The sequence below is a fragment of the Rothia nasimurium genome (assembly GCF_928381415.1).
Taxonomy (GTDB): Bacteria; Actinomycetota; Actinomycetes; order Actinomycetales; family Micrococcaceae; genus Rothia; species Rothia nasimurium_H.
On sequence record NZ_CAKMSF010000006.1, the window covers coordinates 105,839 to 131,114 of the forward strand.

Consider the following 25,276-nt stretch of genomic DNA (forward strand, 5'->3'; position numbering starts at 1 on the left):
GGCTAATCCATGAGCACTGAGAAACCCTCATTTGATGATTTGTTAGACCAGCTCATTGCTGATGACACCGACGGGCTGCTCGATACCCCCGAAAAACCCAAGCCCATTACCGCTACCGATCGGCTTGAACGTGCCTTTCTTGAGATCGTAGATTTCCGACGGGAGCACGACCGCCTGCCCTCGCCTGAAACCCTTGAGATTTCAGAACGGAAACTAGGGGCACGACTAGTGGGCTTTCTCAATGATGAAGCTAAAGCTGACCTGGTACGGCACCTAGATGAGTTTGACCTTCTAACACTGCCCGAAGCCCCCACCAGCGTCGAGGAGCTATTTGAAAGTGACATCGATGTACTCGACCTGCTTGAAGACGGGAATGATATCTACGACTTCACCGGCATGGAGGAGCTGCAACGAGAACCCGATGAGTTCGATGTCGCCCAACGTAAAAAGGCTGAAGACTTTAACAAGTTCAAACCCTTCTTTGAGCTTAAGCACCAGCAGCTGGAAACCGGCGAGCTGAAACTTGGTAAATTCTCAGGCGTCTCAACTATCAAGCAGGGGCGCTTCTTCGTACTGGGCGGAGTCATGCTCTACGTGGCAGAAGTGGGGGAGACCGAATACGTTAAGAATGGCGATCGGAAGGTACCTAAGGAACGTCTACGAGTCATTTTTGAAAATGGAACTGAGTCCTCTATGTACCGTCAGTCATTAGCTGGGCGCTTGGGCGAGAAAGACGGGCTTGCCCTACAAGAAACCAGCCATAGTGAGTTCGTTACTGAAGAGCTGGGCGATAATTTCATGCCCGATGGCTACATTTATGTGCTGAAATCGATGAGCACTAACCCGGATATTGCGCAGCTTCGTGACCTTTATAAGATCGGGTTTTCGCGTGGGCCTGTGCAGAAGCGAATAGCTCATGCAGAGACACAGCCCACCTACCTGATGGCACCGGTTGAATTGGTTGCAGAATACGCAGTGCAGAATGTGAAGGCTTCAAGGCTGGAGCACCTCCTCCACAGAATCTTTAGTGACGTACGTCTGGACATCGTTTTGAGCGACGAAGCTGGGCAGCCTTTCAAACCCTCAGAGTGGTTCATAGTACCGCTAGATGTCATTGATCAAGCTATTCCCATGGTCATCAACGGTGACATTGTTGACTTCGAGTACAAGCCGGAGCTGCAGAAGCTGAAGTATAAGGGCGAATAAGAGCCTATACAGTGGGGTCTGAGGTGGCGATATGAAATCCAGTATCTAGAATAAATGTTCTAAAAAGCATTGACTAGAATACCTGTTCTAAAATAGGTTTAAGGTGTCACTAATAATCTATAGTTTCCTGATTGGAGCTAACGGGTATGTCTCAGAAGCTATTAGATGGTTTTGACCCTGCTGAAAGATTTCTGCTGGCTCAGATTCTTGATGATGGCAAAGCTACGGGGGAGTTGTCCCTAGGCGATTACAATGGCGTGCTTGAAGATAACCGATATCTGTTATCCGAGCAAGGTTTGGCTGAAATCGTAGACACATTAGGTGGCTCCTTCTTGCAATTCACTCAGAAGGGGCAGCGAATGTTGAATGCAGCTGCCCAATGGGTCAATGGGCCAGGCCAAATGGGTAGAGCTCAACTCATTATTCTCAATAAACTTTCAGAAGTAAGGTCTCTGAGGGGCGATGTAATCCGGCAATTGATCGCTGAATTAGAAGGAAAGATAGATAAGCAAATTATTGAGTTTGCCCTGCTAGAGTTGGATAAGTTGGGAATAATTAAAGCTCAACGTGCTTGGGGGTCTAGCATTCCTATCAGGGTGGATCTTCCTAGCGGTAGCATTGAGTGGTATAATATTATTCAATCTGATACCCCGCCAGCTTGGTTGGACGTGTCTGGTCAAGTTAGTTTAAATGTGGGCTCTCAAAATATACAGAATATTAATTTTTCTGGAAATAATAACTCTGTGACGCAAAGCGGGGTAATAAATAACTTCGGATCATCGGAAATATTTTCAGCGGAGCAAGCTAAAAAAATTGAGTTGCTGTTTGAATCGATGAGCACGCAAATTGGTGAATTTATCACAGACTTTAATCAGCGAGCTGCCCTCCAAGAAATCGTAACTGACTGCGAGCAACAGATTAAGCAGGCTGAAACTCAGGCCGCTGCCGCTGAAAAAGCAGACTCATTTTTTGAGCGCATGAAAGAACAACTCAAACAGGATGGACCAAGTGAAGCTGCCACCATTATCATTTCACTGATTCGGCAACTACTACAGATGATAGTTAGCTAGAAACTCTGATTATTTCACCACTTGTCTCGGAGCGTTAATACACTACTAACTAGCTGTCCAGATGACAGGTGAAGCAGGCTCACAGCGAAGCTGCTGGCTCGGGGCTGGCGTGAATCGCTTGTGAGCGCTAGCGAACCAGCGAGAGGGTCGGCAGCGAGCGTGAGCCTGCTTCACCTTATAAAGAAGAGTGACCACTAAGCTTTGAACCTCATGCCCCTTTCCACCTCCCGCGCCCTCTACGAGGCGGCGTCCGCGCACGCCCTGGCCCTGCCCGCAACCGAGCTCTACCGCTTCACCTCCCGCAGCGACGCCGAAGCCGCCCGCGTGGGTGGCAGATGGTTCATGGTGTTAGCTGAGAAGGACGGCACCCAGCTGGTCAACCTCAAAGCCCACCCGGCCGACGTTGCAGCTATCATCGAAACCCACCCGGCGGCGTGCCCTGCCTGGCACATGAACAAAACCCACTGGTACAGTCTCGTGCCCCACCCAGATGTGACTGGCGAGCTGCTAGCCGAGCTTATCGCCGAGTCCTACCTCACCGTGGTCGAGTCCCTGCCTGCTCGTAAGCGTCCGCCCGGCTGGCAGGCCGTGGCAGAAAAACTCAAGGCGGCAGAATCTCACCAGCCGGAAAACCCACCGGCCTAACCCGCTGCGGCTTGACGGCCGCGTTAAAATCAAAGAGTGAGCACAACAGACAATACCCAGAACTCCACTGCACCTGCAGACTTCACCCTGCGCACTATCGACCTGCGCGGCAGCAACCACTCCTACGCAGAGTTGCGCCGTATCGTCCCGCGCCAGACCACAGAGTTCGTGGGCAATGCGCTCACCACCGTGCACGAAATCCTCGAGAACGTCCAGGACCGCGGCGCTGACTACCTGCGAGAACTCTCCGCCCGTTTCGACGGAGTAGAGCAGGGCGCCCTGCGCGTACCGCAGAGCGCTATCGACCGGGCGGTCGAGAACCTTGACCCGGGCGTCCGCAAGGGCCTAGAAATCGCCATCGAGCGCACCCGTGCTTTTGCAGCCGCCCAGCGCCCCGCCGATCAGACCATCGAAGTTGCCCCCGGGGCCGTCCTCACCAACCGCTGGATCCCCGTGCGCCGCGCCGGCGTGTACGTGCCCGGCGGCCTGGCCGTCTACCCCTCATCGGTCATTATGAACACCGTACCCGCCCAGGCAGCGGGCGTCGGCTCCATCGTGCTCTGCACCCCGCCCCAAAAAGAATTCGACGGCCTGCCCCACCCCACCATCCTGGGTGCAGCCGGGCTGCTGGGCATTGCCGAAGTCTGGGCCATCGGCGGCGCCGGTGCCCTGGGCGCTATGGCCTACGGGCTGGACGACGCCGGTGAAGTTCTTGAACCCGTCGATACCATCACTGGCCCCGGCAACATCTTTGTCGCCATGGCCAAGCGGGCCCTGCAGGGCGTTGTGGGGGTGGACGGCGAAGCCGGAACCACCGAAATCGCCGTCATCGCCGACGACACCGCCAACCCCGACTACGTTGCCGCCGACCTGATCTCCCAGGCCGAACACGACCCTAACGCCGGGTCCGTCCTTATCACCCACAGCCCAACCCTCGCCGCCGCCGTGCAGGACGCCATCAATCAACGAGCCGCTGAGACCAAGCACAGCGAACGCGTTGCCACTGCCCTGACCGGCCCCCAGTCTGGCGTGGTGCTCACCGACAGCCTCGAAGCCTCAATCGCGGTAGCCGACGCCTACGCAGCAGAGCACCTTGAAATCCATACCGAGAAGGCAGAAGAGGTGGCCGGTCGGGTCCGTAACGCCGGGGCTATCTTCATTGGCCCCTACTCCCCGGTGCCCCTGGGCGACTACGCGGCCGGCTCCAACCACGTCCTGCCCACCGGCGGTTCAGCTGCCTACGCATCGGGGCTCAACACCACCGTCTTTATGAAGGCTGTGCAGCTGATTAACTACAGTCAGAGCGCCCTGGCCGAGATCGGCGATGCCATTGTCGCGGTTGCCCACGACGAAGACCTACCCGCCCATGGTGAAGCCATCACCGCGCGTACCGGCCAGACCAAATAAGGTACCCACCGGAGGAACCACATGAACTGCCCCTTCTGCCGTAATTCCACCTCAAAGGTAGTTGACTCGCGAACTACCGACGACAACTCAGCAATTCGCCGCCGCCGCCAGTGCAGCAACTGCGGCAAGCGGTTCACCACCGTCGAAACCACCGCTGTTTCGGTGATTAAGCGAAGTGGCGTGACCGAACCCTTTGACCGGGCCAAGATTGTCTCTGGCGTGCGTAAGGCCTGCCAGGGGCGCCCCGTGGGGGAGGACGACCTGGCTAAGCTAGCACAGGAAGTCGAAGAGGCAATCCGCGCGAAGGGAATCGCAGAAATTGACGCCCATGAGGTAGGGCTATCTATCCTTGAGCCCCTGTCGAAGCTGGATACCGTCGCCTACCTGCGTTTCGCCAGCGTCTACCAGGCTTTTGAATCGCTCGATGACTTCGAGCGGGCTATCGCAGCCCTGCGCGAGGCGGGGGCGGACGAGGGAGAGCAGCCTACCCTGCTTTAGCTCCAGAAAAAGGACGCCGCCTACCCACTTTCTCTGCCCTAGGGCAAGGAAGGTGAGCAGGCGGCTTTGCTCTATCCGTTAGCTCGAACCGAGGGTTAACCCTACCGACCCAAGCCCGCGTAGTCCCAGCCCGCTGCCAGCCAGGCGTCCTTATCCAGGGCGTTGCGGCCGTCAATAATGCGGGGGCGCTCAACCAACGACGCTACGCGGGCAGGGTCGAGCTCAATAAAGGTCTGCCATTCGGTCAGAAGAAGTACCAGCTGGGCACCTGCCAGGGCCTGTTCTGGATCCTGCACACAGGTGAGCTGGGGGTAGCGGGCGGCAACACCGGGTAGGGCCTCGGGGTCGCTGATGGTCACAGCGGCACCGGCATCTGCCAGGCGTAGGGCGACCTCCAGGGCCGGTGAGTCTCGGATATCGTCGCTGTTGGGCTTGAAAGCAGCACCTAGAACGGTGATGCGGGCTCCCTCAATGTCTCCACCGAAGGCCTTGATGGATTCGGTGACGACCCTGTCGCGGCGGCGCTGGTTGATGGCATCGATATCTCTGAGGAAGCTTACTGCATCTTCAACTCCCAACTCTTCGGCCCGGGCCATGAAGGCACGGATGTCCTTGGGCAGGCAGCCGCCGCCAAAGCCCACACCGGCGCGCAGGAACTTGTTGCCAATGCGCTCGTCGTAGCCAATTGCGTGGGCTAGCTCGGTCACATCGCCGCCGGTAGCTTCGCAGAGCTCGGCCATGGCGTTGATGAAGGAAATCTTGGTGGCAAGGAAGGAGTTAGCCGCTACCTTGACCAGTTCAGCGGTGGGGTAGTTGGTCTTGATCTGGGGGATGCCCTCGGCTAGTAGCGGTGCGTAGACAGCATCGAGCGCCTTTGCCCCGGCCTGGGCTGCCCGGGGTTCTGCGGGCAGGCCGTAGACCAGGCGGTCGGGGTGCAGGGTATCTTGTACTGCAAAGCCCTCGCGCAAGAATTCGGGGTTCCAGAGCAGTACGGCTCCTGCCTGCTCGGCGCGCTCAGCTAGGCGGCTGGCGGTGCCCACAGGAACGGTAGATTTGCCGACGATGACGGTGGCAGGACGCCCGGGCGTAGCCGCAGCTTTCTTCTCGGCGGGAATTGCCTCAAGAATCATGTCGAGGGCTGATTCAACGTAGCTGAGGTTAGCTGCCTTGCCAGAATCGGACTGGGGAGTGCCCACAGCGATAAAGTGAACATCAACATCGGCGAGGGTATCACTGACTGGCGCTAGCTGGAAGCTGAGTTTGCCGGCGTCGAGGGAGAAACGCAGAAGCTGAGGGAAGCCCGGCTCGAAGAAGGGAGCCTGACCCGCTGAGAGGGTTTCGATTTTGTGGGGGTCAACATCGATGCCGATGGTCTGGTGACCCAGGTGGGCCATTGCTGCTGCGTGCACGGCGCCGAGGTAGCCGCAACCGATAACAGAGATTTTCATGGTGTGTTTCCTTTGAGTCTTTAGAGGTGGTTGAGCGTGTGGTCAATCCAGGTTTCTAACCAGCGGTGGGCGGAGGGTCTAAAGCTGTAGACACAGGCGATGCGGGCGCGGGCAGCCTGCCTGTAGAGCTCCAACCTCTGGGGGCTGATCCCGCTATCGGTGCCTAGTGCTTCGAGGAGCTGAATGACAATCTGGGAGAAGTCCTGCGGGTAGATACCCTGAACTGTCCGCAGCTCCAGGTGTGCCAGCAGATTGCCCAGGTCGAGGGCAGCTTCACCGTAGGCAGCCGTATCGAGATCAATCAGTGCCAGTGAGGTGCCATCCCACAGCAGCTGCTTATCGTGAAGGTCGCGGTGTAGCAGAACGTAGTCGTCCTCAGCACCCAAGGCTAGGTCTGCGATGAGACGGCCGATGTAATCGAGCAGGTGCTGACCCGAGGCGAAGGATGCACAAGCTCCAAAGCTTTCGACCTGCTCCTTCCACTGAGCCAGCACCTGCGCTTCTTGCTCACTGCCGTGCACGGCCGGGGTGAAGCTACCGGGTTTAGCCTGGAGCGTCTGGCCACCCCGATAAGCCTGCGCCCCCAACGCCAAGAATTCTGGCCAGGTCTCGGTAAACCTGACCCAGGCGTCCTGCCCTTGATCTGCCCAGTCGAACAGAGACTTGCCCGGCAGGAGGGAAAAATCTAGGCGACCGGTGCTGGTAGCAGCTACCCGAGCCACAGAAAAACCGCTGGCAGCTGCCAACCTACCGACCGCTTCAGTGGCCGTTGCAACCTGGGAAACCTTTGAGGGCTTGAGATGTTTGGTGACCTTCTGCGGGTGCCGCACCACTGCCCGTTTACCTGCCCGGTGAACCAGTAGCTGGGCGTCAGCAGCCGAGCTATCTGCGGCAAGTTCTGGCAGCTTCGGGTCGGTACCGGCAGGGGAGAGCAGAGTGATCTCACCGGTAGCGTCGATTGTTCCGGCTCTGAGCTCACCGGTACGGGTATCGGTGATTTCAAGCGTCAAACTGCCCGCCTTACCCGGCCAGGCTCGCCTGATGGTCTGCTCCGGTGCAAGCAGGTCACCCGTTGCCGCGGAGAGCATCCGTGAAAATGCCGGGGAATGTTTCATAGCAGGTTCTCGATTCGTGCCAGGTTACGGGCTATGTCTTCACGCCAGGTGGGTCGAGCCTGCCGCAGCGGTTCAACCGCCCGCAAAGCAAGCGCATGGGCACTGCCTAGAAGCAGGTCTTCGGGGGAGATTCTCGCCCCGCCAGCGGCCCGGTAGCCCTCTAAAAAGGCGGCGGTAGCCTGCGGCGTACTGGTGCAGCTATAGGAGCCCAGGTCGAGAGCCGCTGGCCCCAGCTGAGCCCGGTCAAAATCGGTCAGCCACAGCTGATCCCCGTCATCAGTTATGACCTGGTCGGGTGAAGCATCACCGTGCAGCAATACCAGGCCACCGGCAACCGGCGGAAGAACCCGAGCCAGGTTCCGGCACCTGTCAGCTAGCTCCGCATCGAGAGACTCTAAAACTGAGGCATGGACCGAAAGCTGCCGAGACCCGCTGCTACCTGCCTCAGAGGAAGGAGCCTTCTTTTCCAGCGCTCGCATAAGGGTAGCGGGCAGGGTAAGGATGCAGGCGTGGAGCCTCGCAAAGAGCTCCCCGGCAGCGGCTGCCTGCTGCTCGGTCTGTGCCTCTGAGAGGTCACGAGTACCCACAAACTCAAGGGCAGGTAGGCCGGTATCGGCAGCCGGTTCTAACAGGGGCGGCACCGGCAGATGCTTACCCACAAACCGGTGAATCGCGGTATCGGGGGCCCCACCACCGGCGAGCACCCGCTCCACCCGGCGTCCGCGCAGCACAACCAGGCGGCGGGCAGGGTTATACCGCAGGACGTTCGGGCTCGGCTGGTTTGCACCGGCGAGAGGATTGAGGGCACCGGTTGACTGGAGAACATCCATGAGCTTGGGGTCAGAGAGAACCGAACCGAACTGCACTACCGAACCGGCTTCAAAGCCACGGGCCTGGGCTGTACTCGCTTCGTGAGCTGATACCGGGTAATAACCCGGAACCAGGTGCGGCAGAGCTGGGCTCACTGGTGCCTCAAGACCCAGCGCTCGTGCCTTGAGCTCATGGCGGGCAGCCTTCTTGGCACCTGCTGGCCACATCACCCGTAACCAGCCTGGGGCGTCCTCACCGTTAGTGCCAGTGCCCTGAAAGCCCACCAGCAGGGAGGTTCCCGGCTTAATACGCACAGACTTGGCCTCAACCGGTCGGCCCACCCGGTCACTGAGCCAACCGGGCTCAAGAACCGCGTTAAGAGCAGCAGACGTCGTTGAAACAACCACTAGGCACCTCCCATCCGAATCTCGTTGTGGTCCTTTTCTCCTGCCGAGACCCAGGTGCGGAAGACCTTGCTGGTCTTGAGCAGCTCAGCCGGTGAGCCGTCGAGCTGCACCTTGCCGTTCTCTAGCCAGACCACGCGGTCAGCGCGCAGGGCAACCTCGGTATCGTGGGTGACCGCCAGGGTGGTCTTGCCGTCCACGAGCTGCTCAATAGCGTCCATCACCAGACCCGCAGACTCGGGGTCAAGACCGGTGGTCGCCTCATCGAGCACCACAATCGGTGTATCGCGCAGCAGAGCCCGCGCAATGGCGATACGCTGCCGCTGGCCGCCCGACAGGGTACCGCCGCGCTCACCGACCAGGGTGTCGTAACCATCGGGTAGCTTCTCGATAAAGGGAGCGGCGTGGGCAGCACGGGCAGCTGCCTCAATTTCCTCGTCAGTAGCATCGAACCGGCCGTAGCGGATGTTGTCACGGATACTGGCGGTAAAGAGCACGGCCTCCTGATGGAGCAGGGAAATATTGGCGCGAAGCTCCTCAATATCGGTGGTGGCAACAGTCGTCTGATCGATGCTGACGGTACCCCAGACCGGATCCTGGGACCGGCCCAGCAGGGACACCAGGGTGGACTTGCCGGCACCCGAAGGCCCAATCACAGCCACAAATTCACCCGGCTCCACCGTCAGATTCAGTCCCCGCAGCACGGGGTTGCCCTCGTACTCGGTATGCACATCATCGAAGACCAGGCGACCTGTTACCTCACCCAGAGGCTCAGGTGTCTCAAGCTGGGCGAGGTCATTTTCCACGTCCATAAGGTCAGCGACGCGCTCGCCGCTTGCCGTAGCCCGGGCGATCCGGCCGGTGTATTTTGCCATATCGCGCAGAGGTTTCATGGTGGTCTTGAGGTAGGTGGTAAAGAGCACCAGATCCCCGATGGTCATGTGGTTTTCCATGACGCGCCAAGCGCCGCCCACCATCACGGCAGCCGTTGCGATCCCCACGATTACATCGGTTCCGCGCTCCAATCGGGCAGCCAGGCGGCGGGAGCGGACCCCGTCCTTCAAAGACTTCTTATTGGCCACCACGAAGCGCTGGCCGATGTGCTCCTGCAGACTGTAGGCCTGGACCACCTTAATGGAGGAAAGTGACTCCTGCGCGGTATTTGCCAGCTGGCCTTCTGCCTTGCGGGTGCGGCGGGAGGCTTGAGTGATCTTGCGGGCGGTGCCGCGGGAGATCAGCGGGAAGACGATGAGGGCTACGACCACGACCAGGGAGAGCACCGGGTCAATGATCATCATGACGATGAGCATGACGACCAGGGTGAGCATGTTAGCCATCAGAGGCAGACCGGCGGTGACCGCTACCTCTTGCAGCTTGGCTACGTCACCCACGATGCGCTGGACGGTATCTGCCGAGCGGTTGCGGGCGTGGAAGCCCTGGTGCAGGTCTTGTACGTGGTTGAAAACCCGGGCCCGCAACAGGGTCGAGGCACGGGAACCGACCAGGGTGAAGGCTACCGTGGCGAGGTAGTTGGTGAAGGCTCGCAGGGCGACAATGAGAATCAGGGCCAGACCGCACCAGATGATCAGGGACCAGGACGCCGCTGGCCCGCTCTGCTGGGCACCGAGGCTGACCGATAGGGCGTCCACCACGAACTTGAGCGGCCAGGGTTCAAGCACACGGAAGGCAACCTCTAGGAGCAGGGCTAAAGTGCCACCTGCTGCTAGGGTTTTCTGCGGCTTTATATCGGGGCCGATCAGTTCGAGGGTGCGGCGCAGGGCCTTTTTCTGTATACGTTTGGCCATTCTTAGTACCCCGCCAGGCTCATGATGCGGGTGACGGCCTGTTCCCAGGAGTGCTTTTGAACAGCCAGTTCGCGGGCTCGTTTGCCGTAGCTGGTGCGGAGCTGATGATCGGCTGCCAGCTCATCGATAGCGCGGGCCAGGGCCTGCGGGTCTGAGCCGGGAACCAGGGTGCCAGCTCCTTCAATGGTCTCAGGGATTTGGCCGATGCCCGTTGCTACCACGGGTAGACCGGCTGCCAGGTACTCATAGACCTTCAGCGGTGAAAAATAGTGCTCGCTATTGTCTGAGGGGGCAGGGTAGGGGGCAACGCCAATCGCTGAGCCTGCAATGGCTGCGGGCATCTCTTCGGGCGCGATGGCACCGGCGAAATCTACCTCTAGGCCAAGGTGGGCTGCCTGGGCTTCAAGAGCTTCACGTTCGGGCCCGTCACCGAGGATGCGCAGTCTCCAGGGCTCCTTGGCCAGGGCAGCAGCCGCAATCAGGTCTGAGACGCCGTGCCAGGGCTTGAGAGTTCCTACGAAAGTGACGACAACTCCCTGCTCGCTTTCGGGAGCGGGGGTAATACGGCTGATGCTTACACCGTTGGGCACAGTGGTTACCTGTGCTCCGGGCACCTTCTGCTCTGCCCATGAGCGCACCTGATCCGAGACGGCGATGACGGCTGAGGCTGCTCTTACCTGACGCGCTAGTGCATCGTGGGCCTGGTCTTCATGGACGAGCACGCGGTGGGTCTTTTGCTCTTCGATCAGGGGAGCATTGACCTCCAGTACACCGGGCAGGCCGCTATCAGCTAGGACCGTGGAGAAGAGGGAATAGCGCTCGTAGACAAAGTCGGCACCCCACTCCTGCACGTCTGCCACCATTTGCGCTGCTACCTGCTGCTGGGCAATTTCGCGCTCACCGGCGTCCTTAGTCTCAATGCGGTAGACATCAAGGGGCACACCAGCCAAATCCGCGGGAACCTGCTTGCCGCTGCGGGTAGCAAAAATTTTGACCTCGTGGCCACGGCCCAGTAGCTCGCGCACAACTTCCTGAATATGGACTGAAGCCCCCTTGCTACCAAAAACGGGAATGCCCGGGTCAACACAAACATAGGCAATACGCATGATTATTTCTTTCCTTCGTGATCAGAGGGCTGGTTCAAAGCGGCCAGGGCCCGAGCCTGGGAGCGGCTATCGAAAGACTGCTCGATGAGTGCGCGGGCGGCACGGGACAGCGCCTGGGTGTCGACCTGGCCGGTTGCTACCGCCTCAAGAACATCAGCCAGGCCGGTAATATCTTTGGGTTCCAGTAGCAGACCGGTTTCGCGGTCGTGAACGACCTCGGGCAGACCGGTCACGCTGGTGGCAATAACCGGGGCGCCGCTTGCCATGGCTTCAAGGACGACGGTGGGCAACCCATCCATGTTGCCGTCGGCTGCCGGGATGCAGGGGGCCGCGAAGACATGGGCGTCGGCGAGTAAGGTGCGAACCTCCTGCTGGGTGAGGGGACCGGGGAAGGTAACCCTGTCGCCCAGCTCTAGCTCAGCCACCTGCTGCTTGAGGGCAGGGGTCAGCTCGCCTGAACCACCCAGGGTGAGGCGGACGTCCAAACCCCGCTCAACAGTGAGTTTGAGGGCGTCCAGCAGCTCGGCAAACCCCTTTTTCGTAACGTGCCTGCCGACCGCAACCACCTGCAAAGGCTGGCCGGGCTGGGGCTGAGGGGGAGTGGAGTAGGGGAAGCGGTCGAGCTCTAGAGCGTTGTACTGCAGCACGACGTTAGCGCCGGTACCTTCTAGTACCCGGTTGAGGTACTGCTGGTTGTAGCGGGAGATAGCGATCGTGTGCTGGGCATCGCCGCAGATCCGGCGAAGCCAGGCCATATCAACCGACTCATGGAAAATATCTTTAGCGTGGGTGGTGACCGTGTAGGGAATACCGGTGAGCTGGTGGGCAACCCAGGCCATACGCCCAGCCAAAGACGCAAAATGGGCATGAAGGTGGGTAACGCCGTCCTGCTGGATGCGCTGAGCCAGTGTCACGCCCTGTAGCACGTCTGAGGCAGAAAGTTCTAGCAGCTGGGGGAGAATACGGCCAAAGCGCTCACGCATTGCTGCGGTGGGAAGAGAGTGGGCGATTTGCTCCCAGAACCTAGCTGACTGGCTAGCACGCGGAATCCAGGTAACAGGTGCTTGAACGCGGGCCAGTTCGGGGTGAAAACGGGTATCGGTCGTGGGGCGAAGGGCGTAAATACTGAGGTCTTCACCGGCAGCTTCACGCGCCAGAATCTCGGTGACCACAAAGGTTTCAGAGAACCTGGGGTAAACCTTGAGTACGTAACCTATGCGGGGCATGAGTCCTCCTGAAGTGGGGTGGGGCGATGGCTACCGACCACAATTTCTGCAACAAGGGTGGCGGTACGCCACAGGCCATCACGTTCAATATGGGTACGATCTACCCGGCGGTGAACCGCCTGCTTCAACCAATCTTCGGCGGTAGTGACGGTTAGGTCTTGAGCGCGGCAGTAATCAACCACGCCGTGAGCGTACATAGCCTGAGCCCTAATTAGCTGCTCAGTGCGCGGGGTTTCTCGAGGAACAATCAGCGCCGGGGTGCTCGATGCAAGCACTTCGTTGGTGGTGTTATACCCGCCCATGCAGACCACAGCAGCTGCCTGCTCGATATAGTGACTCAGCCCGGGCAGAGAATGTAGAACCCGGGTGCCTGGAGCCGCTAACTGCACCAGGTGATCAAAAGTCTCGGTAGCTAGCTGAGGGCCGGTTATAACCAGATGCTCGAACCCTTCGGGAACCCTTGCCTGCACGAGAGTCTCGAGCAGGGGCGCGCCGTCCTCACCGCCTCCGGCAGTGGTCAGGATAAAGGGCCTTTCATGTTCAAGGGGCTGGGTGGGCTCTGCCTCACTCCTACCAAGAGCCAGGTAGCCGGTGAATTTAGCCTTATCTGCGAGTTCTGCGGGTATCTCCCCAGCTTCAACCGGGTTATGCACCGAGGGGTCCCCATAAATCCAGAGGGAGTCGATCGCCGACCGAAGCTCAGCAGGGTCACCGTTCTTATACCACTCAGCATGGGCTACCTGCGGGGCATCAAGCACCTCACGAAGGCCCAGCACCACGTGCGCAAAGGGGTTACGCTCGCGCAGCGCCGCCAGCGGCTGCTGCAACTCACGCATCACCCCAAAAATATGCCGGTCAATAATCACCACATCGGGGTTAAAGCTCAAGAGCGAGGCATGTAGCAGCTGGGAACGTAGCTCGACCAGCAGGGAGGTAGGAGCGCCAAGAGAACGAGAAGCATACTCGCCCTGAGCCTTGCGAATACTGGGAATAAAGACCCAATCAAAACCGGCAGGAAGCGGAAAGACACTGGCCTGGGGCAGCCCTGATACCAGTAGACCAGCTACCGGCCGGCCGGTGAGCTCAGGGACGGTCCGGGCAATGTGGTGGGCAATCGCTAGGTTGCGGCGCACATGCCCCAGCCCCTGTGAATCGTGGCTGTAGAGCACAACGCGCACCGGTTCGTTGGTGTGAGTGTGGTGCATGACCTGTGTTTCTTACGAAAGCCGAGCCCGCGAAAGCCCGGTTGATGAATGATTGTCTAAGAAACTTTACGGAGCTTTCATTAAGAGAATATGAAAAAACGTCACACCAACAAAAAAGGGGACACAAGGACGCCGCCTGCTCACCTTCTCCGCCCTCGGGCAAGGAAGGTGAGCAGGCGGCGTCCTGCTAACTGAATGCTGGGGCTTTAGCCCTGAGCAGCGGCGCGGCGCTCGTGTTCGCTGGGGTGGCCAGCTGCCCACAGGGCAGCACCCACAATGCCAGCGTTGTTCCGCAGCTGGGCCATGACCATGGGGGTGCGGATTTCATCCTCAAAGTAGGGCATAAACTTCTCGGGGTTCTTCGAGATACCACCGCCGATGATGAACAGGTCGGGGGAGAAGAGGAACTCCACGTGGGAGAAGTAGCGCTGCAGACGCTTACCGTACTTCTTCCAGGACAGCTCGTGAATTTCACGGGCACGGGCTGATGCACGAGATTCGGCGTTATGGCCGTCAATCTCAAGGTGACCCAGCTCGGTGTTCGGAATCAGTTGGCCGTTGATAATGAGGGCTGAACCGATACCGGTGCCCAGGGTAATCACGGCGATCAGGCCGTCCTTGTCCTTACCCTGGCCGTAGGTAGCCTCGGCCAGGCCAGCAGCGTCCGCGTCGTTCAGGGCGTAGACGGTACGTCCGCCCAGGGCCTCGCTCATGATGCCCTCAAGGTCAGCACCAATCCAGGACTCGTGCACATTCGCAGCAGAAAGGGTAACACCGTTCTTCACGATGGCGGGGAAGTCGATACCGATAGCCGCATCGGGCAGGGGAGCAAGCTCACGGCCCTGCAGCTCATCAACGATTTCACGAACCACAGATGCGCAGGCCTCGGGGGTGGCAGGCTGCGGGGTGGGGATGCGGAAGCGCTCGCCCACCAGCTGGCCGGTGCGGATATCAACGATACCGCCCTTCATGCCGGTGCCTCCGATATCGATACCGATAACCAGGTCAGCTGCGGTAGGTGCCGGGACCTCGGGGGTGACTGCGTCAGTCATGAGCGCTCCTTTGAGAGTGATGGTGTTTAGGGCAGGGTAAGGATGTCCACGCCGTCGGCGGTGACAACCATGGTGTGTTCAAACTGGGCGGTACGCTTGCGATCGCGGGTAACGACGGTCCAGTCGTCCTCCCACATATCCCATTCGATAGTGCCCAGGGTGAGCATGGGTTCAATGGTGAAAATCATGCCCTCTTCGATGACGGTGTTGTAGGCAGGGGCCGCATCGTAGTGGGGGATAATCAGGCCGGAGTGGAATTCACGGCCCACACCGTGACCGGTAAAGTCACGCACCACGCCGTAGCCAAAGCGGGCGGCGTACTTTTCGATGACGCGCCCGATGACGTTGATTTCACGGCCGGGGCGTACCGCCTTCATGGCGCGGTTCAGGGCCTCTTCGGTGCGCTCAACCAGCAGGCGGGACTCTTCATCCACGTTCCCTACCAGCAGGGTGCGGTTGGTGTCACCGTGCATATCGTGCAGGTAGGCGGTTACGTCGAGGTTGAGAATATCGCCGTCTTCAAGCACGGTGGAGTCGGGGATACCGTGGCAGATGACCTCGTTCAGCGAGGTGCACACGCTCTTGGTGAAGCCGCGGTAGTCAACGGTTGAGGGGTAGGCCCCGTGGTCGCAGATGTATTCGTGCACCAAGACGTCGATGTCGTTGGTGGTGGTGCCGGGAACAGCGATCTTTTCAGCTTCAACGATGGCACCGGCGGCAATTTTGCCGGCGGCCCGCACCTTTTCTACTTCTTCGGGGGTGTAAAAGTTTGAACCCTGACCCTCGTTGGCTTCGGGCTTGCCCACGTATTCGGGGCGGACGATGTGCGCCGGTACCGGGCGCATGGGGGCTACGACGCCGGGCGTCAGGTTGCCCACAGGGGCTTTACCCGGCTCAGCGGGGAGGTTGTGGCTGTTAGATGATGTCGACATGCCTTCTAGCTTATCCGCTACGCACCGGCTGGCCCGCCTAGGAGCGTTGCCAAAAGCTGTATCTTTTGCCTAACCGGGCGTAAAGTGGTGCATGCAACATCAATCAACTACAAAGGAGACCCTGTGTCACTGAACGACTACACCCCCGGCCCCCACGACACCCAGTACTGGTACAACCTGAGCACCGGCCAGGTCGAAGAGGGCCAGCAGTCCAAAATCACCGAGCTCTGGGGCCCCTTCGCTACCCGTGAAGAAGCAGAGCATGCCATGGAGAAGGCGAAGAAGCGCAACGAAGAATGGGACGAGGGTAAGGACGCCTGGTAGGGAAGGAATTTTTCACTAGCGTTGAGAAAGCTGACCCGGGCTCGCAGCGAAGCTGCTGGCTCGATGGAGTGAGCGGGTGCGTCAGCACATACGAGCGAACGGAATCCGCCGCAAGGCGGGGCGTGAATCACGTGTGATGAGCACCGAGATTCCGAGTGCGCGAGGAAAATAAATCTCGGTGCGAATCTGGCGAGCTTGCGAGCCAGCTAGCGAACCCGTGAGAGGGTCGGCAGCGAGCGCGAGCCCCGGGTTAGCTACCTCCCCAACTCTTGGCAACGCAGAATTTTTAACTGTCGAACCTGTGTTCCGCTGCCGGGTAGGCGCCTGAGCGCACGTCTGACCGGTAGGCGGCTGCTCCTTCGAACAGAGTGTCGTAGAGATTGGCGTACTGTTTGACGAAGCGGGCCATCTTGCCCTGCCGCAGCCCGAAAGCGTCCTGCCAGACGAGCACCTGCCCACTGACGTCCGCGCCCGCCCCGATACCGATGATGGGGATGCGCACTGAGGCGTCGATGTCGGCGGCAACATCGGAGCGGGTCATTTCCATGAGCAGGCAGAAGGCACCGGCTTCTTCGAGGGCCAGGGCTGTGTCTTTGAGTGCCTGACCGCCGTCGCGGCCCTGCACCCGGTAGCCGCCGAGGGCGTGTTCAGACTGGGGCGTGAAGCCGATGTGAGCCATCACGGGTATGCCCGCTGCAACCATGGCGCGCACGTGGTCTACGTGGTGGGCGGTGGCTTCCATCTTGACAGCGTGCGCTCCGCCTTCTTTCATGAAGCGCACGGCGGTTGCCACGGCCTGGGCGGGAGACTGCTCGTAGGAGCCAAAGGGCAGGTCCGCGACGACCATAGCCCGCTTGGCTGCGGTAGAAACAGCTTTGACCAGGGGAATCATCTCGTCAACGGTAATGGTGAGGGTTGATTCGTGCCCCAGCACATTGTTGCCCGCAGAGTCGCCAATGAGCAGCAGTTCGATGCCGGCCCGGTCGAAGATGGTGGCGGTCAGGGCGTCGTAGCTGGTGAGCATGGCGAACTTTTCACCGGCGTCCTTGGCCTGCTGCAGGTGCACGGTGCGCACCTTTTTGACGGCGAGGACGCTTGCCTCAGCGTCCTGAGGAGTGCTGGCGGGGGTGGGGTTTGAGGACCCGTAGGGTGCTGTTTCTTCGTTGAGCATGCTTTAACTCTAGTAGCCTGCAGGCGCACCGCAACCGGAGCGGGCCCGCTTTATCTCAGTCGGTGAAAGAAATGTTTAAAACACGTTACTGTTACCGGGGTCAGAGCGTGCCAGGTGGGCACGCAAGGCGGTTACGTTCTAGAGTTGATGCTAAGGATTCGTTTGCCCGCCCACCGGGGTGCGGGCACCACCTTTAGACATGAACGGATAGGTCACATGGATCGTCAGCAAGAATTCGTTTTGCGCACCATCGAAGAGCGCAACGTGCGTTTCGTCCGCCTCTGGTTTACCGATGTGGTGGGCCAGCTTAAGTCTGTTGCTATTGCACCGGCTGAGGTTGAGAGCGCCTTTGACGAGGGTATCGGTTTTGACGGTTCATCGATTGAGGGCCTGTCTCGCGTGTACGAGTCAGATATGCTGCTGCAGCCTGATCCCTCCACCTTCCAGGTGCTGCCCTGGCGCGGGGATGAAGAGCCGACCTCCCGTATGTTCTGCGATATTCTCACCCCCGACGGGGAGCCCAGCGCCTCAGATACCCGCGGTGTGCTCAAGAACGTGCTGTCTAAGGCAGCGGGTATGGGCTTTACCTGCTACACCTCACCCGAGATTGAGTTTTATCTGCTCAAGTCAAAGGAACTGGGCCCCAGCGGCTTCCCCGAACCGGTTGACTCCGAAAGCTACTTCGACCACACTCCCGGCGGCGTGGTGCAGGACTTCCGCCGCAAGGCAGTGACCACCCTGGAAGAAATCGGCATCTCGGTGGAGTTCTCCCACCACGAGACCGGTCCCGGCCAGAACGAAATCGACCTGCGCCACGCCGATGCCCTGCAGACCGCCGATAACATCATGAGCTTCCGCACCGTGATCAAGGAAGTCGCCCTCTCCCAGGGTATCTACGCCACCTTCATGCCCAAGCCCTTCACCGAGCACGCAGGCTCCGGCATGCACACCCACTTCTCCCTCTTCGAGGGCGACACCAACGCCTTCTTTGAGGCAGGGGCTGAGTACCAGCTCTCCCGCACCGCCAAGCACTTTATTGCCGGCGTCCTGCGCCACGCTCCCGAGTTCACCTCGGTCACCAACCAGTTCGTCAACTCCTACAAGCGCCTGTGGGGCGGCGGCGAGGCCCCCTCCTACGTCTCCTGGGGTCACAACAACCGCTCCGCCCTGGTGCGGGTTCCCCTCTACAAGCCCAACAAGATGCAGTCAGCCCGCATGGAGTACCGCGGCATCGACTCAGCTGCCAACCCCTACCTGGCCTACGCCGTCATCCTGGCAGCTGGCCTCAAGGGCATCGAAAACGAGTACGAGCTGCCCAGCGCCGCCGTCACCGAAGACATCTCAGCGATGACCAGCGCAGAACGCCGCGCCATGGGCTACCACGCCCTGCCGTCCTCTCTCCACGACGCCATCCACCGTACCGAAGAATCAGAGTTCATGGCCGAAACCCTCGGCGAGCAGGTCTTTGAGCAGTTCCTGCGCAACAAGCGCCGCGACTGGAACGCCTTCCGCGCCGAAGTAACCCCCTACGAACTCAAGAACAATCTCGGTATCCTCTAGTGCCCGTATGCAGGCGCAACACCACAGGCGGTGTTGCGCCTGCTGTAATTAATACCTAAGGAGACAGCGGTGACCCAGACCCCGCAGAACGAAACCCCCGAAGAAGCCGCCCGCCGCGCCGAAGAAGAACGCAAGGCTCAGGTGCGTCTGCTGAGCGAGATGGCATCGCTGGGGTTCTACGATGCGGCTAAAAGCGCCCGCTGGCTCAACTCCCGGGAGCTCGAAGGTCTAGACCGCGCCAAGCTGTTTGAGGGTCTGCGCCTAGCCCCTTCTCCCGATATCGCCCTGCCTGCCCTGGTCAGACTCATTGAACGCGCCCCTAAGGTGGCGCAGCTAGCTGCGCGGGGAGCGGACGCCGAGGCCCTCTACCGCTTACTGGGCGGCTCCGAGGCGCTGGGGGAGTTCTTGGTTCGCCACCCCGAGCACGCAGACCTGCTAGAGATTGACCCTAGGGCTTTTGACGGCCAAGATTTTCCCGTCTCGCTGCTGCCCGAGACCGACGAAGAATACCTCACCCCTATCGCTCCGCTCGATACCGTCTACCGCCGTGACCTGCTAACGGCTGTGGGAGCCGACCCGGCTGCGTCCGCCCCGGTCGCCCAGCTCACCGGCAAAGAAGCCTACACCGCCCTGCGCGTTGCCTACCGCCGTCACCTGACCGAACTAGCGATCTACGACCTCACCAGCTTCGCACCGGTACAGTTCATGCCCACCGTTGGCCGTCTTCTGGCAGACCTGGCCGCAGCTGCCCTCGAAGGGGCCCTGGCAATCGCCCGCGCCGAAGTAGCCCAGAACCGCAGCGAACAGACCGTAGCCGCTGTAGAACTTGCCATTATCGGCATGGGTAAATGCGGCGCCCGCGAACTCAACTACATTTCAGACGTCGATGTGGTCTACGCTGTCGCCCACAAGCCCCTGGCCGACCTGCCCGAAGACTTTGCCCCCCTCGACGAAAATACCCTGACCCAGATCGGTACCGAGCTGGTCATGGCCCTCTCCAAGGCCATCATGGCCCCGGCCCCCGAACCGGCCCTCTGGGAGGTCGATGCCAACCTGCGCCCCGAAGGTAAGGACGGCGCCCTGGTACGCACCGTGGAGTCCTACACCACCTACTACAAGCGGTGGGCCGAAAACTGGGAATTCCAGGCCCTGCTCAAAGCCCGCCCCATCGCAGGTACCCCCGCACTGGGCGTCCGCTGGGCCCGAGCCATGCGCCCCTTCATCTGGGAATCTGCCGCCCGCGATTCCTTTGTAGAGTCAGTGCAGGCCATGCGCCAACGCGTCACCGACAATATCCCCGCCGCTGACGTCGACCGACAAATCAAACTCGGCCCCGGAGGCCTACGCGACGTAGAATTTACCGTCCAGCTTCTGCAGCTCGTGCACGGCCGCACCGATGAGAGCGTCCGCACCCAGAGCACCACCGACTCCATCGCGGCCCTCGCAAAAGCCAGCTACATCGGCCGTAAGGACGCCCACGACTTCGCAGATAACTACGCAACCCTGCGTGTAATGGAGCACCGCATCCAGCTGCTCTACATGCGCCGTACCCACCTGATGCCGGTCAAAGAAAACGACCGGCGCTCGCTAGCGCGCGCCATGAACTCCCCCCTGGCCCCCACCCAGCTGACCGAGCCAGAGATGCTCAAACAGTGGGCCGGTATCAAACGCGCCGTGAAATCCCTGCACGAGCGCCTCTTCTTCCGTCCGCTGCTAGCCGCCGTAGCCCACCTCTCCAAAGACGAAGTGGCCCTCACCCCGCAGGCAGCGCAAGACCGCCTGGCAGCCCTGGGCTACAAGGACCCCCGCCGCGCCATGGGCCACATCGAAGCCCTCACCAAGGGTCTACGCCGCTCAGCCGAAATCCAGCGCACCCTCATGCCCGTGCTTCTCGGCTGGTTCGCCAAGGGCGTGGACCCGGACGCCGGCCTGCTCGGCTTCCGCCGCGTCAGCGAGTCCCTGGGCGGCACCCCCTGGTACCTGCGAATGCTCCGCGACTCACCGGCCGCAGCAGAGCGCCTCTGCACCCTGCTGGCGTCCTCCCGCTTCATCACCGACCTGCTCGAAGATACCCCCGAACCTATCGCCTGGCTCGACCGCACCGAAGACCTCAAACCCCGCGCCACCGACGTCATCATCGGCGAACTGCGCTCCCAGCTCACTCGCCACACTGACTCAGCCGAAGCGATCCGCGCCGTCCGCATGATGCGCCGCCGCGAAATTCTCCGCCTCGCCATGGGCGAAGCGCTCGGCATCAACAGCAACGCAGAAGTAGCCCACGGCCTATCCGACATCGACCGGGGCGCCATCCAGTCGGCTCTTGCCATTGCCGAACGAGAAACCTACATCGATGGCCGCACCCCGCTCACCGACGTAGCGGTCATCGCCATGGGCCGCCAGGGCGGGGCCGAAATTGGCTACGGCTCAGACTCCGACCTTATGTACGTGCACATACCGCGCGACGGAGCCGACGAAAAAGCCGCCCAAACCGAAGCCACCGACCTGATCAACCGCATGGTCGCCCTGCTCAAACAACCCACCACCCCGCCGATCCGCGCCGAAAAAGTGCTCGAAATCGACGCTGACCTGCGCCCCGAAGGCAAGGCAGGCGCCATGGTGCGCTCGCTGGAATCCTTCCGCGAATACTACGAGCGCTGGGCAGATACCTGGGAGTTCCAGGCCCTGCTGCGGGCCCGTCCCTTCGCGGGGTCCGAATACGTAGGGGCAGCTTTTATCGAGCTCATCGACCCCTACCGGTACCCCACCACCTTCCCCGCTGAGAAGGTCACCGAAATCCGCCGGATGAAAGCCCGGGTCGAAACCGAACGTATGCCCCGCGGCGCCGATAAGACCCGCCAGCTCAAACTGGGCAGAGGCGGGCTGACGGACATCGAGTGGCTGGTCCAGCTCCTACAGCTGCAGCACGCCCACCGGGTTGAGGGCATGCGCACCACCTCCACCCTCAAGGCCCTGGACGCCGCTGTGCAGGCAGGGCTGGTCGATGAACGGGACGCCACCCTGCTCTCATCAGCCTGGAAACTGGCCTCCAAGATACGCGGCCTGAACGTGCTCCGTACCGGCCGCGCCTCGGATACCCTGACGACCACCCGCTCAGACCTTGAAGCTATCGCCCGCTGGTGCGGGTATGCCCCCCACTCAGCGCGCGTCCTCGAAGATGACTACCTGCGCATCACCCGCCAGGCCCGGGCCGTCTACGAAAAGCTGTTCTACCCGGGGTAGAGATTAGCCGTTTACCTAGTGCTTCTCAGCCTTTGAAATCTGGTCTGCCAGGTCTTCGGGCGATAGGTCTGCGTTTGAGAACGCTTCGTTGAGGGGCAGGTGTAGGCGCAGGCCGGTGCCGGGGCAGATTTCCACGTGGGCGCTGCGCAGCTTGAAGTCGACCACGTGCCCGCCGCGGGTGCGCTCGTCGTCGATGAAGTGGGCGTGGCAGCCGGGCACACCGATGCCCTGCTCGTAGATGGGGGTGCGGAAGCCCACGATGGTGCCGGGTACATTGTTGAACTGGACGATGTCTTCACCCTCTACAGCGTCCACCATCTTGGGGTAGGGCTTCTCCTGCTTCTTGACCGTGCGGGTGCGTACCCACTCGAAGTCGCCCACGATCTTGATGGCGTACATGTAGTTATCTGACAGGGTGAAGTTATCCAGTACCTGGCTAGCTGAGGTGCGCAGCAGGTTGGTGGGGAGTTCTCGCTTGATGGCGGGCACAAAGTTGGTGATGACGGCGAAGGGGGTTTTCTGGTCGAGCGAGGCGAGCGAGATGGAACCGTCGTAGCGCATCTGGTAGCAGGTGCCGTCGAGCACGATCATTTCCCCGTCGAGGCCGTCGAAGGTGCCCACGCCGAAGTTTCCGTGGCCCAGTAGCTCACCGATGGTCATATCCCCGTCGTAGATGCCGTCGAGAAGCTGGCTCATCAGGCCGGTTTGGAAGACCTCGTTGCGGTAGATGGTGCTGCGGCCTTCGAGAATGGAGCTTTGGGGGCTCATGGGTCTCTCCTTGAGTAAGCGGGGGTGGTGCGCAAAAGCCGCACTGCGGCGTCCTTGCGGTGCGGACGCCTAGCGCGGCTTTGTGCTTGTGAATGTCAGTTTACCGGGGCTTAGACGCCGTAGTACATCTGGTATTCGAGGGGGTGGGGAACCAACAGCAGGGGAGCGAGCTCGTTGCTGCGCTTGTAGTCAATCCAGGCTGAGATGAGGTCTTCGGTGAAGACGTCGCCTGCCAGAAGGAAATCGTGGTCCTTTTCGAGGGCGTCAAGGGCTTCTTCAAGGTTGGCGGGTGCCTTCTTGATGTCTGCTGCTTCTTCGGCGGGCAGCTCGTAGAGGTCCTTGTCGATGGGTGCCGGGGGTTCGATGCGGTTGCGGATGCCGTCCAGACCTGCCATGAGCTGGGCTGCGAAAGCCAGGTAGGGGTTGGATGAGGGGTCGGGTGCACGGAACTCGAGGCGCTTTGCCTTGGGGTTGGTACCGGTGATGGGGATGCGGATGCCGGCGGAACGGTTGCCCTGGGAGTAGACCATGTTGATGGGGGCTTCGTAGCCGGGCACCAGGCGCTTGTAGGAGTTGACGGTGGGGTTGGTGAAAGCCAGAACTGATGAGGAGTGCTCAATCAGACCGCCAATGTACCAGCGGGCAACATCGGAAAGACCTGCGTAGCCGCGCTCGTCGTAGAAGAGGGGCTCACCGTCTTGCCAGAGTGACTGGTGGCAGTGCATACCTGAACCGTTATCGCCGAAGACGGGCTTGGGCATGAAGGTAACGGTCTTGCCCCACTGGTCGGCGGTGTTCTTGATGACGTACTTGAACTTGAGCAGGTCGTCAGCGGCCTGGGTGAGGGTGGAGAACTTGTAGTTAATCTCAGCCTGGCCGGGGGCACCTACTTCGTGGTGGGAGCGCTCTACTTCAAGGCCCACTTCGTCGAGGGCTACGCACATGGCGTCGCGCAGGTCGGCCTGCTTATCGACGGGGGAGACGGGGAAGTAGCCACCCTTGACAGGGGTCTTATTGCCTAGGTTGCCACCCTCTTCCTTGCGGCCAGAATTCCAGGGAGCTTCGTCGGAGTCGATCTTGAAGAAGACTGACTGGGGGGATACTTCGTGCTGGACGTTTTCGAAGACGAAGAATTCTGCTTCGGATGCGAAGAAGGCGGTGTCGGCGATGCCGGTTGACTTCAGGTACTCTTCGGCACGTTCTGCTACGCCACGGGGGTCGCGGTGGTAGGACTCGCCGGTACGAGGGTTGACGATGGAGCCGGTAACAACCAGGGTCTTCTCAAGGCGGAAGGGGTCTACGTAGCAGCTGGTAACATCGGGAATCAGCTGCATATCTGATTCGGCGATGCCCTGGAAGCCGCGGATAGAGGAACCGTCAAACATCTGACCGTTGATGAAGAAATCTTCGTCGATAGCCTTAGCGGGCAGGTTGAAGTGCTGCTGTACGCCGGGCAGGTCACAGAAGCGGATATCAACGAACTTGACGTCTTCGTTCTTGATGAAGTCGAGGACTTCCTGTGCGGTAGTGAACATGGTCGTTTGTTCTCCTTGAGTTGTTTTCGACCCATGGGTGCCCGTTTGCCTGGGCTCCCTCGCTGTTGTTTCTAGCCTAGAGCGTATTTTTTGCCCTAAAGTATCGCTTTTGTTTCGCGTGTGTAACGTACCGTCAGCTGGGTTGCGTTGGTGTTACGTGGGTTTGGGTGGCTAGGTTCCCCTTTTCTAGTGTAGGTGGTTTGGGGCCGGGTTTCTCAGAGGGTAGGACGCCTGCGCCCGGTTTTCTTGGGCAGAAAGGGGGTAGGAGCCGGTAAGGTTAGTTGGGTGGTTACGAGAAGAGATTTAGGTTCTTGGATAGAGGGGGCTCCTACCGACCAGGAGTACCCCGGGCAGAATATGGGCAGGCCGCGGTCGGGGCGGGGTGCTATTGCTCGCCCGGTGCGCCGTTTGCTGGCCTTTTGGATTGACTGGCTGCTCATTGAGGGCATGTTTTTTGTGCTGGGGCAGACGGTTTTTCCGGGCGTGAATACCGCTGTGCTTGATGTTGCCCAGCTGGTTATTTTCTGGCTCTATATGGTTGCTGCTGTCGGTTTTATGGGGCATACGGTGGGGCATTTTGCCCTCGGTATGCAGGTACAGCGACTTGATGGTAAGCCCGCTGGCTGGCTGACCGCTCTGATTCGCCAGTCTATGGTCATGCTGGTGCTGCCCGTTGTCATTATGGATGCCGACCAGCGCGGCCTGCACGACCGGGCCCGCCATACTATTTTGGTGATGATTCGATAAAT

Annotated in this window: 21 protein-coding genes; 9 read left to right on the top strand and 12 right to left on the bottom strand. The window is 60.2% G+C overall.

What is annotated here, in order from left to right; translation table 11 throughout:
* Positions 1-9: 9 nt before the first annotated feature.
* From L7A20_RS08120 to nrdR, 5 genes are all read left to right on the top strand, one after another.
* Positions 10-1,206, top strand: a complete 1,197-nt coding sequence (locus tag L7A20_RS08120; RefSeq protein ID WP_237223044.1) for a GIY-YIG nuclease family protein — start codon at positions 10-12, stop codon at positions 1,204-1,206.
* Between the two features lie 146 nt (positions 1,207-1,352).
* Entirely contained in the window at positions 1,353-2,276 is a 924-nt protein-coding gene (locus L7A20_RS08125) for a hypothetical protein (RefSeq protein WP_237223045.1), read from the top strand.
* A 210-nt stretch (positions 2,277-2,486) separates the two neighbouring features.
* Positions 2,487-2,921 carry an MmcQ/YjbR family DNA-binding protein gene (locus L7A20_RS08130; protein WP_237223113.1) on the top strand — a complete coding sequence of 145 codons (435 nt, stop codon included), beginning with the start codon at positions 2,487-2,489 and terminating at the stop codon, positions 2,919-2,921.
* 36 nt (positions 2,922-2,957) lie between these two features.
* Positions 2,958-4,328 (top strand): histidinol dehydrogenase, encoded by a 1,371-nt coding sequence (hisD, locus tag L7A20_RS08135; RefSeq protein ID WP_237223046.1) that lies wholly within the window; start codon positions 2,958-2,960, stop codon positions 4,326-4,328.
* Positions 4,329-4,349: 21 nt separating this feature from the next.
* Positions 4,350-4,826: a transcriptional regulator NrdR gene (nrdR, locus tag L7A20_RS08140; RefSeq protein ID WP_135011358.1), complete on the top strand. Its 477-nt coding sequence runs from the start codon at positions 4,350-4,352 to the stop codon at positions 4,824-4,826.
* Positions 4,827-4,927: 101 nt separating this feature from the next.
* On the opposite strand, the gene L7A20_RS08145 is transcribed toward nrdR, so the two are convergent.
* From L7A20_RS08145 to map, 9 genes are all read right to left on the bottom strand, one after another.
* Entirely contained in the window at positions 4,928-6,274 is a 1,347-nt protein-coding gene (locus L7A20_RS08145) for a UDP-glucose dehydrogenase family protein (protein ID WP_237223047.1), read from the bottom strand.
* A 20-nt stretch (positions 6,275-6,294) separates the two neighbouring features.
* Positions 6,295-7,389, bottom strand: coding sequence for a phosphotransferase (locus L7A20_RS08150; RefSeq protein WP_237223048.1), 1,095 nt, complete (start codon positions 7,387-7,389; stop codon positions 6,295-6,297).
* Positions 7,386-8,606, bottom strand: coding sequence for a phosphotransferase family protein (locus tag L7A20_RS08155; protein ID WP_237223049.1), 1,221 nt, complete (start codon positions 8,604-8,606; stop codon positions 7,386-7,388). The genes L7A20_RS08150 and L7A20_RS08155 overlap by 4 nt, the downstream gene beginning before the upstream one ends.
* Positions 8,606-10,408, bottom strand: coding sequence for an ABC transporter ATP-binding protein (locus tag L7A20_RS08160; RefSeq protein WP_237223050.1), 1,803 nt, complete (start codon positions 10,406-10,408; stop codon positions 8,606-8,608). Before L7A20_RS08160 ends, L7A20_RS08155 begins: the two co-directional genes overlap by 1 nt.
* A 2-nt stretch (positions 10,409-10,410) precedes the next feature.
* Positions 10,411-11,514, bottom strand: coding sequence for a glycosyltransferase family 4 protein (locus L7A20_RS08165; protein ID WP_237223051.1), 1,104 nt, complete (start codon positions 11,512-11,514; stop codon positions 10,411-10,413).
* A gap of 2 nt (positions 11,515-11,516) precedes the next feature.
* Positions 11,517-12,740, bottom strand: coding sequence for a glycosyltransferase family 4 protein (locus L7A20_RS08170; protein ID WP_237223052.1), 1,224 nt, complete (start codon positions 12,738-12,740; stop codon positions 11,517-11,519).
* A complete protein-coding gene (locus tag L7A20_RS08175; RefSeq protein WP_237223053.1) occupies positions 12,728-13,945 on the bottom strand; it encodes a glycosyltransferase family protein in 1,218 nt (405 codons plus the stop codon). The genes L7A20_RS08170 and L7A20_RS08175 overlap by 13 nt, the downstream gene beginning before the upstream one ends.
* Positions 13,946-14,151: 206 nt before the next feature.
* Positions 14,152-14,997 (bottom strand): polyphosphate--glucose phosphotransferase, encoded by an 846-nt coding sequence (gene ppgK / locus L7A20_RS08180; RefSeq protein WP_185173136.1) that lies wholly within the window; start codon positions 14,995-14,997, stop codon positions 14,152-14,154.
* Between the two features lie 26 nt (positions 14,998-15,023).
* Positions 15,024-15,929: a type I methionyl aminopeptidase gene (gene map, locus L7A20_RS08185; RefSeq protein ID WP_237223054.1), complete on the bottom strand. Its 906-nt coding sequence runs from the start codon at positions 15,927-15,929 to the stop codon at positions 15,024-15,026.
* Between the two features lie 123 nt (positions 15,930-16,052).
* Here map and L7A20_RS08190 point away from each other — a divergent pair, with 123 nt between their 5' ends.
* Positions 16,053-16,253, top strand: a complete 201-nt coding sequence (locus L7A20_RS08190) for an SPOR domain-containing protein (protein ID WP_237195370.1) — start codon at positions 16,053-16,055, stop codon at positions 16,251-16,253.
* A 286-nt stretch (positions 16,254-16,539) separates the two neighbouring features.
* Here L7A20_RS08190 and panB read toward each other — a convergent pair whose 3' ends face one another.
* A complete protein-coding gene (gene panB, locus L7A20_RS08195; protein WP_237223055.1) occupies positions 16,540-17,424 on the bottom strand; it encodes a 3-methyl-2-oxobutanoate hydroxymethyltransferase in 885 nt (294 codons plus the stop codon).
* 216 nt (positions 17,425-17,640) lie between these two features.
* Here panB and glnA (L7A20_RS08200) point away from each other — a divergent pair, with 216 nt between their 5' ends.
* Positions 17,641-18,984 carry a type I glutamate--ammonia ligase gene (gene glnA, locus L7A20_RS08200; RefSeq protein ID WP_237185416.1) on the top strand — a complete coding sequence of 448 codons (1,344 nt, stop codon included), beginning with the start codon at positions 17,641-17,643 and terminating at the stop codon, positions 18,982-18,984.
* Between the two features lie 69 nt (positions 18,985-19,053).
* Positions 19,054-22,224, top strand: a complete 3,171-nt coding sequence (locus L7A20_RS08205; protein WP_272879217.1) for a bifunctional [glutamine synthetase] adenylyltransferase/[glutamine synthetase]-adenylyl-L-tyrosine phosphorylase — start codon at positions 19,054-19,056, stop codon at positions 22,222-22,224.
* Positions 22,225-22,239: 15 nt separating this feature from the next.
* On the opposite strand, the gene budA is transcribed toward L7A20_RS08205, so the two are convergent.
* Both budA and glnA (L7A20_RS08215) read right to left on the bottom strand, forming a co-directional pair.
* The gene (budA, locus tag L7A20_RS08210; RefSeq protein ID WP_185173131.1) at positions 22,240-22,992 is read right to left on the bottom strand and encodes an acetolactate decarboxylase; all 753 of its coding nucleotides are present in this window, start codon (positions 22,990-22,992) and stop codon (positions 22,240-22,242) included.
* A 110-nt stretch (positions 22,993-23,102) separates the two neighbouring features.
* Complete coding sequence (glnA, locus tag L7A20_RS08215; protein ID WP_237223056.1) at positions 23,103-24,527, bottom strand: type I glutamate--ammonia ligase; 1,425 nt, start codon at positions 24,525-24,527, stop codon at positions 23,103-23,105.
* A 357-nt stretch (positions 24,528-24,884) separates the two neighbouring features.
* On the opposite strand from glnA (L7A20_RS08215), the gene L7A20_RS08220 reads away from it, so the two are divergent.
* Positions 24,885-25,274 (top strand): RDD family protein, encoded by a 390-nt coding sequence (locus L7A20_RS08220; protein WP_237185413.1) that lies wholly within the window; start codon positions 24,885-24,887, stop codon positions 25,272-25,274.
* Positions 25,275-25,276 lie beyond the last annotated feature (2 nt).

Coding starts and splice junctions, on each gene's coding strand:
- L7A20_RS08175 (WP_237223053.1), bottom strand. CDS start 13,945: ATGCACCACACTCACACCAACGAACCGGTGCGCGTTGTGCTCTACAGC.
- L7A20_RS08170 (WP_237223052.1), bottom strand. CDS start 12,740: ATGCCCCGCATAGGTTACGTACTCAAGGTTTACCCCAGGTTCTCTGAA.
- ppgK (WP_185173136.1), bottom strand. CDS start 14,997: ATGACTGACGCAGTCACCCCCGAGGTCCCGGCACCTACCGCAGCTGAC.
- panB (WP_237223055.1), bottom strand. CDS start 17,424: ATGCTCAACGAAGAAACAGCACCCTACGGGTCCTCAAACCCCACCCCC.
- budA (WP_185173131.1), bottom strand. CDS start 22,992: ATGAGCCCCCAAAGCTCCATTCTCGAAGGCCGCAGCACCATCTACCGC.
- L7A20_RS08160 (WP_237223050.1), bottom strand. CDS start 10,408: ATGGCCAAACGTATACAGAAAAAGGCCCTGCGCCGCACCCTCGAACTG.
- L7A20_RS08165 (WP_237223051.1), bottom strand. CDS start 11,514: ATGCGTATTGCCTATGTTTGTGTTGACCCGGGCATTCCCGTTTTTGGT.
- L7A20_RS08125 (WP_237223045.1), top strand. CDS start 1,353: ATGTCTCAGAAGCTATTAGATGGTTTTGACCCTGCTGAAAGATTTCTG.
- L7A20_RS08220 (WP_237185413.1), top strand. CDS start 24,885: ATGGGCAGGCCGCGGTCGGGGCGGGGTGCTATTGCTCGCCCGGTGCGC.
- L7A20_RS08120 (WP_237223044.1), top strand. CDS start 10: ATGAGCACTGAGAAACCCTCATTTGATGATTTGTTAGACCAGCTCATT.
- nrdR (WP_135011358.1), top strand. CDS start 4,350: ATGAACTGCCCCTTCTGCCGTAATTCCACCTCAAAGGTAGTTGACTCG.
- glnA (WP_237223056.1), bottom strand. CDS start 24,527: ATGTTCACTACCGCACAGGAAGTCCTCGACTTCATCAAGAACGAAGAC.
- glnA (WP_237185416.1), top strand. CDS start 17,641: ATGGATCGTCAGCAAGAATTCGTTTTGCGCACCATCGAAGAGCGCAAC.
- L7A20_RS08130 (WP_237223113.1), top strand. CDS start 2,487: ATGCCCCTTTCCACCTCCCGCGCCCTCTACGAGGCGGCGTCCGCGCAC.
- map (WP_237223054.1), bottom strand. CDS start 15,929: ATGTCGACATCATCTAACAGCCACAACCTCCCCGCTGAGCCGGGTAAA.
- L7A20_RS08145 (WP_237223047.1), bottom strand. CDS start 6,274: ATGAAAATCTCTGTTATCGGTTGCGGCTACCTCGGCGCCGTGCACGCA.
- L7A20_RS08150 (WP_237223048.1), bottom strand. CDS start 7,389: ATGAAACATTCCCCGGCATTTTCACGGATGCTCTCCGCGGCAACGGGT.